This is a genomic window from Ruegeria sp. CDSA193 (assembly GCF_059611885.1).
Genome location: NZ_JBXWPN010000013.1, coordinates 88,482 through 95,239, shown reverse-complemented (window position 1 = coordinate 95,239; position 6,758 = coordinate 88,482). Strand labels below are relative to the sequence as shown.

7 protein-coding genes are annotated in these 6,758 nt (G+C 57.2%); 5 read left to right on the top strand and 2 right to left on the bottom strand.

Annotated elements, in window-relative coordinates:
• Window positions 1-271 precede the first annotated feature (271 nt).
• Together AC2FLG_RS20085 and rpe are read right to left on the bottom strand one after the other, a co-directional pair.
• A complete protein-coding gene (locus AC2FLG_RS20085; RefSeq protein ID WP_496707711.1) occupies window positions 272-736 on the bottom strand; it encodes a hypothetical protein in 465 nt (154 codons plus the stop codon).
• 272 nt (window positions 737-1,008) lie between these two features.
• Complete coding sequence (gene rpe, locus AC2FLG_RS20080; protein ID WP_496707709.1) at window positions 1,009-1,698, bottom strand: ribulose-phosphate 3-epimerase; 690 nt, start codon at window positions 1,696-1,698, stop codon at window positions 1,009-1,011.
• A gap of 163 nt (window positions 1,699-1,861) precedes the next feature.
• Here rpe and phnC point away from each other — a divergent pair, with 163 nt between their 5' ends.
• From phnC to AC2FLG_RS20055, 5 genes are all read left to right on the top strand, one after another.
• Window positions 1,862-2,683 carry a phosphonate ABC transporter ATP-binding protein gene (gene phnC / locus AC2FLG_RS20075; RefSeq protein ID WP_496704074.1) on the top strand — a complete coding sequence of 274 codons (822 nt, stop codon included), beginning with the start codon at window positions 1,862-1,864 and terminating at the stop codon, window positions 2,681-2,683.
• Window positions 2,684-2,751: 68 nt separating this feature from the next.
• Complete coding sequence (gene phnD, locus AC2FLG_RS20070; RefSeq protein WP_496707707.1) at window positions 2,752-3,654, top strand: phosphonate ABC transporter substrate-binding protein; 903 nt, start codon at window positions 2,752-2,754, stop codon at window positions 3,652-3,654.
• Window positions 3,655-3,717: 63 nt separating this feature from the next.
• Window positions 3,718-4,599: a phosphonate ABC transporter, permease protein PhnE gene (gene phnE / locus AC2FLG_RS20065; protein WP_496698859.1), complete on the top strand. Its 882-nt coding sequence runs from the start codon at window positions 3,718-3,720 to the stop codon at window positions 4,597-4,599.
• Window positions 4,596-5,963, top strand: a complete 1,368-nt coding sequence (gene phnE / locus AC2FLG_RS20060) for a phosphonate ABC transporter, permease protein PhnE (RefSeq protein WP_496707706.1) — start codon at window positions 4,596-4,598, stop codon at window positions 5,961-5,963. The genes phnE (AC2FLG_RS20065) and phnE (AC2FLG_RS20060) overlap by 4 nt, the downstream gene beginning before the upstream one ends.
• A gap of 23 nt (window positions 5,964-5,986) precedes the next feature.
• Window positions 5,987-6,601, top strand: a complete 615-nt coding sequence (locus AC2FLG_RS20055; RefSeq protein ID WP_496707705.1) for an LbetaH domain-containing protein — start codon at window positions 5,987-5,989, stop codon at window positions 6,599-6,601.
• Window positions 6,602-6,758 lie beyond the last annotated feature (157 nt).

Here is a 6,758-nt window from a genome sequence, read left to right as displayed (position 1 = left end):
GGCGTAGTGTCGAAAATCGTCGAGTAATTCGCGTAAGCGAATGATCAAATGGAAAGGGCGCCCATCCGGCGCCCTTTTTGATGCTAGGTTCTGATCAGTGCGTTTTCCTCAATGTAATCAGCGCATTCTGAGAAGCCACGCAAACGAATCTTTTGCAGTTCGTTCACTGTTACCGGAAGGTCGTACCCTGCTTGTCTGGATAGCCCTTCGCACTGGGGGCCAACTCTGGCGGCGCAACCAGACAGGACACCAGTTCCGATCCAAATCAAAATCAGAAATCGCATTGCGGAACCTCAACTATCGTTTCTTCGTTGTAGATGGTGCTGTCCACAAGTGTCATTTGCCCTCGTAGCATAATCGCGTTTTCGCTGGTTATGCCTTCCGGCAGCTTGAGTGACAGAACTCGGGCAAAGGTCTCACCAATTTTTGCCGCGTTTTCCAAAGTCATTACTTGCTCAGATATTCGGAGCTGATTGTCCGGCGCATCGACAATTTCCCGGTAGTCGAGCTTATATGCCTGAATGGAAAAACTGACGGGCTCAATAATTATTCCTTTTGGGTTTTTCACCTGGATTCTGGCGGCAAGCGTACAGTCATCGTGAATTTTCGAGGTAACGGTCAAGGTCGCGTGGGAAGAATGATCATGTCGAACAAGAACATACCAACCAGCGACCAACGCGGCTGTTATCACAACAATTTTTTGGACAATGTCCAACAACTTATCGGCAGTTTCCATTCACTAACTCTCCACCATCGTTTGGTCACCTGCGGCATTGGCACGCAAGAAAATGCCAGGCAAAGCCTATTTGAGGTGAACCATCGTATATTGGTTGGCTTGAAATCAAGAAGTTAGCTGGAATTTCCCCCGGAACCCTTCTGTGGCCACCAAAAGGCGTGAGATCCAGAAATGCGACAACAAGAGGAGTGGTCCTTACCTGTGCCAGTTTGGTAAGGGTCGACAATTTGAGTGTGACCACTCGTGATCAGCCTGCTCGGAGTTGCGAAGGATCAATCCGCCGCCAGTTGAGCAGCAGCCCTAACAGCCTTGATATTCTTGCCGTAAATTTCAGGTTTGTCCACCGACCCGCCCTTGAAAACCGCCGATCCGGCGACCAGAACATCGGCTCCTGCTTCCGCAACCAACGGGGCAGTTTTGGGGTCTACACCACCGTCGATTTCGATGTGCACCGGGCGGTCGCCGATCATCTGGCGCAGGCGGCGGATTTTGCTGGTCATGTCGATGAACTTCTGGCCGCCAAAGCCGGGGTTTACAGTCATAACGCAGATGAGATCGGTCAGGTCCAGCAGATGCTCGACCGCTTCGGCCGGAGTGCCCGGGTTCAGCGCGATACCGGCCTTCATCCCTGCGGCGCGGATGGCCTGCAGGGTGCGGTGCGAATGCGGTCCGGCCTCGATATGGGCGGTCAGCACATCGGCCCCGGCATCCGCATAGGCCTGAATGTAGGGATCGACCGGCGCGATCATCAGATGCACGTCCATCACCGTTTTGACATGCGGGCGGAAGGCTTTGACGGCGGGCGGGCCAAAGGTCAAGTTCGGGACAAAATGGCCATCCATCACGTCGATATGCACCCAGTCGGCGCCCTGCGCCTCGATGGTCTGAATCTCGGCACCGAAATTGGCGAAATCGGCGGACAGGATCGACGGGGCGATCTTGATAGTGCGGTCAAAGCTCATGGTGGCCTCGTGTCATCTGAACAGTTGAGGATGCGTATAGCGTTGAGGTCAGATGATGGATAGCCCCCGCGACAATCGCGCCGTAACAAAACTTTCACCTTACTGACACACAGCCGTTGAACAGTGGCTGTAGCTGACCGCCAAGACGAATTGGGGGTGGCCTGTGCTGCGTATCGACAAACTGACCAAACGCTTCGGCGATAATCTAGCCGTGGATGCGGCGACCTTGGATGTGGACAAACCGTGCATGATCGGCATCATCGGGCGATCCGGCGCCGGGAAATCCACCCTTTTGCGGATGGTCAATCGCCTGACCGATTCCAGCGAAGGCAAGATCCTGTTCGAAGGCCGCGATGTCACCCAGTTGAAGGGGCGGGACAAGCGGGCCTGGCAAGCCGAATGCGCCATGATCTTTCAGCAGTTCAATCTGGTCCCGCGCATGGATGTGGTGTCGAACGTGCTGCATGGCACGCTGAACCACCAATCGACGCTGGCCACCATGTTCAACCTGTTCCCGATGGAAGACATCCACCGCGCCATCGACATTCTGGATCGTCTGGGCATTGCCGAACATGCGCCGAAACGGGCCGAGGCCCTTTCGGGCGGACAGCAACAGCGTGTCGCTATTGCTCGGTCGCTGATGCAGGACCCGAAAATCATTCTGGCGGACGAACCGATTGCCTCTCTGGACCCGATGAATGCCCAGGTGGTGATGCAAGCCCTGCGCCGCATCCACGAAGAGGATGGCCGCACGGTCATCGCCAACCTGCACACGCTGGATACCGCGCGCCGCTATTGCGACCGCGTCGTCGGCATGCGCGATGGTCGCATCGTCTTTGATGGGCTGCCGGAACAGCTGACCACCGGCGTCGCCCGCGAGATCTATGGGGCCGATGCGAGTTTCTCGGAAGAGGCGACCTCGACCGAGATCGAGACGCTCGACGCCACCCAGAAGGCCCTGATGGAAGCCGAAGCCACCATCTGAGCCACCCCAACCACCTTTCATCGCCCGACCCGATGAGAGGTCGGGGACATCAACCTGGAGAGAGACAGATGAAAAACCTAATTGCTGCCCTTGTTGCGACCACTGCCATGGCCGCGCCCGCTATGGCGCAGGAAATAAGCGAATTCCGCATTGGTATTCTGGGCGGCGAAAACGCCCAAGACCGAATGAGCAAAAACGAATGCCTGCGCGAATACACCGAAGAGCTGCTGGGCGTTCCGACCAAGCTGTTCGCCCCTGCCGATTATAACGGTGTGATTCAGGGCCTGCTGGGTGGCACGATTGACGTCGCTTGGTTGGGTGCGTCGGGTTACGCCAAAACCTATCTGAGCGATCCCGAAGCGGTTGAGCCGGTTCTGGTCAAGGTCAACAGTGATGGCGGCTATGGCTACTACGCGGTAGGCTTTGCGCGCAAAGACAGCGGAATCGCTTCGCTGGACGACATGAAGGGTAAGGCCTTTGGTTTTGGTGATCCGAACTCGACCTCGGGCTACCTGATCCCTTCGATCGAGATTCCACAGGCCACCGGTGCGACCATGGACTCGGGCGATTACTTCGGTGAGGTCAAGTTCACCGGCGGTCACGAACAGACTATCGTTGCGGTAAACAACGGTGACGTTGACGGCGGCGTGACCTGGGCCGACGGTCTGGGCGATTGGGAAGACGGCTATCAGTCGGGCGCGCTGCGCCGTGCTGTGGATGCCGGTCTGGTCGACATGAACGATCTGGTCCAGATCTGGAAATCTGCTCCGATCCCGGAAGGCCCGGTTGTTCTGCGCAAGGCTCTGCCCGAGGATGTCAAAGTTCAGGTCACCGAACTGTGGAATACGCTGGATGAAAAAGACCGCGAGTGTTTCTACGGCGTGGCAGCAGGCGAAGCCAAGAGCTTTGATCCCATCACGCACGAAGCCTACGAGGTCATCATCGAAGCGCGTAAGCTGAAGTCGAACTAAGCCTGCAACTCACATGATCGGGGTCCGGTGTTATACCGGACCCCGTTTTCTCAGGAGCATTCTATGACAGACCTGACCGCAGGGTCCCACAGTGTCGATCAGATCCGCGACGAATACTCAGAAATGACCCGGCGAAAACGGGCTTATGGTGGCATTCTCCTGATCCTGTTTGTGGCTTTGATGGCCGCAGGGTTCCGCACTGCGGATGATCGAAACGCAGGCAGTTTCGTTGACGGTTGGCGCAGGGTTTTCGACTATCCGGCCGAAGTTCTCTCGGAAGCGTGGGAAAAGATCGGCGCGATGCCGGAAAATCTGATCCGGTTCTTTCCGGCCTTGATCGAGACGATCAATATCGCGGCAGCATCAACCCTGATCGGTACGATTGTGGGGACATTTCTTGCCCTGATGTCGACACGGGGCATGGCGCAGTGGCCATCTCTGATCCCATTGTTTCGTCGGATTTCCGATATCTGCAGGGCCATCCCTGAAATCGTTATCGCGCTGGTTTTGATCTTTATTCTCGGCGGCGGTCCGGTTCCAGCAATGATTGCGATTGCCATCCATACCGCCGGTGCATTGGGCAAGCTATTCTCGGAAGTGAACGAGAACGCTTCGCTGAAGCCGATTGAGGGGCTGCATTCGGTGGGCGCGAACTGGTCGCAACGGATGTATTTGGGCGTGATCCCACAGGTCGGACCGAACTATGTCAGCTATGCCTTGCTGCGGTTCGAGATCAACATCCGTGCCTCGGCCATCCTTGGCTTCGTCGGTGCTGGCGGGCTGGGCTATGAGCTGCGCAACGCGATGTCATGGGGGCAGGGGCGCTACGACGAGGCCGCGGCCATCTTCCTTCTGCTTTTTGTCACAATCATGGTCGTGGATCAGCTGTCCGGCTATCTGCGGGATCGCCTGACCCACGGGTCTGAAAAAGGAGCTTCGGCATGACGACCTTTGCCACTGATCTGTCGACAGTTGACCTCAAGGCCGAGGCCGGTCGTCTGTTCAACCGCAAACGGATCGTGAATTTCGGGTTGCCCGGCCTTGTCGCTTTTTACCTGATTTACGTGTTCTTTGCCTTTGACGTGCCTGGTATTGCCGGGCGTGCAAATTGGGAAAACGGCAAGACGCTTGTTGCCGACAGTTACAGCTACAAAACTCATGTCACGCGGGATAACCGCAATGGTGATGTGTCCGTTGCGGTCGAAGGGGACCGCAAAGGCACCTATCCTGACGGGACCGCACCCGACTGGGTGGCGTTGGGCGAAACCACGATCATTGACCTGGAAGATGGTCACGTGGTGCGTTTCGGCCCCGAGACAATCGAATACGATATCCCTGGCTATGGCGTCGTGCGCGCTTCGCCCAGCCGGGCCTCTGGTGTGCAAGCAGAGTTACCGGCGGGCGATGTTCCAGACTGGATCAATGTCTCGAAAAATCGGCTGGCGATCACCACCGATGCCGGGCGTCTGACCGTGACCCGCAACCGGTCCGAAGTGTTTCGCTATTTCCCAGGGTGGGAGCTGTTTTGGTTCACCCTCGACAGCCCGTATTATGGCAAATCCTTCCCCGAGTTGGTCAGCCGCGCCACCGCCGGTGAGGCCGGTGCTATTTTCAACGATTTCTGGACCAACAAGATCTGGCGGCATAAGGATGTGGCCTGGGCCATCTTCGAGACGATCCTGATGGCGTTTCTGGGCACAATGGGGGCAGGGATTATCGCCTTGCCACTGGCGTTCCTGGCGACGCGGAACTTTAACCCCTTGCGGTCGGTGCGCTTTGCCACACGGCGGGTGTTCGACTTTGTACGCGGTGTGGACGCCTTGATCTGGACCGTTGTTCTGGCACGGGCCTTCGGACCGGGGCCGCTGACAGGAGCACTGGCAATTCTGGTGACCGATACCGGGACATTCGGCAAGATATTCTCAGAAGCGCTGGAGAATGTGGATGAGAAGCAAATCGAGGGCGTGCAGTCGACCGGTGCGAATGCGCCGCAGCGCTATCGCTTTGGCGTGATCCCACAGATCACTCCCGTGCTGTTGAGCCAGCTTTTGTACTTTCTCGAATCCAACACCCGCAGCGCGACCATAATTGGCGCGATTACTGGCGGCGGCATTGGTCTGTTGCTGACGCAGGCGATCATCACTCAGAAAGATTGGGAAGAGGTCGCCTATTACATCGTTCTGATCATTCTCATGGTGATGTTGATGGATTGGTTCTCGGGCTGGTTACGGCGTCGTCTGATCCAGGGCGACAGCGGCAAGAAGAGCAAGCCGAGCAACGCGAAAACCAAAGATTTTATTCTGCCGTGAGCGCAGCTTGAAAGGTCAGGACTATGGCACGATTGCGCGTGGATGAACCGTTCATCCATCCCGATTGCCAGATTACCAACAGCAGCTTTGGTGCATTTGTCGAGATTGGCACCGGCAGCCGGATCGCCAACGCGGTCTGGGGCGACTATTCCTATTGCGACCGGACCTGCGACATCGCCAACGCCCAGATCGGCAAGTTTTCGAACATTGCCAGCTTTACCCGGATCGGCGCCACGGATCACCCGTTGCAAAAGGCCTCGCTGCATCATTTTAGCTATCGGTCTGCTGACTATTGGGACGATGCCGAGGATGATGCGGAGTGGTTTGCCCATCGCGCAAGCCGGATCGCATATATCGGGCATGACACATGGATCGGTCACGGAGCGATCATCAAGCCCGAGGTGACAATCGGTAATGGTGCGGTCATCGCATCCGGGGCGCTGGTGACCAAAGACGTACCGCCCTACATGATCGTTGCTGGGGTGGCGGCCCAACCACTCCGCCCCAGGTTCCCACAAGCGGTTGCGGATCGGATGGAGCAGTTGGCCTGGTGGGACTGGGACAACAGCGGCTTGCGTGACGCATTGCCGGATTTTCGCAAACTAGAGGCTGAGGCGTTTTTGGAGAAATACGAATAGCTGGCCCTGTGACCCTGGGTGCTCCGCGCCCGCAGAAGCATCGGCTTCGCCGATCCCCCTTTGCGGCCTTGGGCCGGGCGCCGCGCTTTGCGCGGCGCTACGCCCAATGGGATGAAACCTCCGATAGGAGGTTGAAGACGGGCGGGAGGCTTACGGG

Coding starts and splice junctions, on each gene's coding strand:
- AC2FLG_RS20085 (WP_496707711.1), bottom strand. CDS start 736: ATGGAAACTGCCGATAAGTTGTTGGACATTGTCCAAAAAATTGTTGTG.
- AC2FLG_RS20055 (WP_496707705.1), top strand. CDS start 5,987: ATGGCACGATTGCGCGTGGATGAACCGTTCATCCATCCCGATTGCCAG.
- rpe (WP_496707709.1), bottom strand. CDS start 1,698: ATGAGCTTTGACCGCACTATCAAGATCGCCCCGTCGATCCTGTCCGCC.
- phnE (WP_496698859.1), top strand. CDS start 3,718: ATGACAGACCTGACCGCAGGGTCCCACAGTGTCGATCAGATCCGCGAC.
- phnD (WP_496707707.1), top strand. CDS start 2,752: ATGAAAAACCTAATTGCTGCCCTTGTTGCGACCACTGCCATGGCCGCG.
- phnE (WP_496707706.1), top strand. CDS start 4,596: ATGACGACCTTTGCCACTGATCTGTCGACAGTTGACCTCAAGGCCGAG.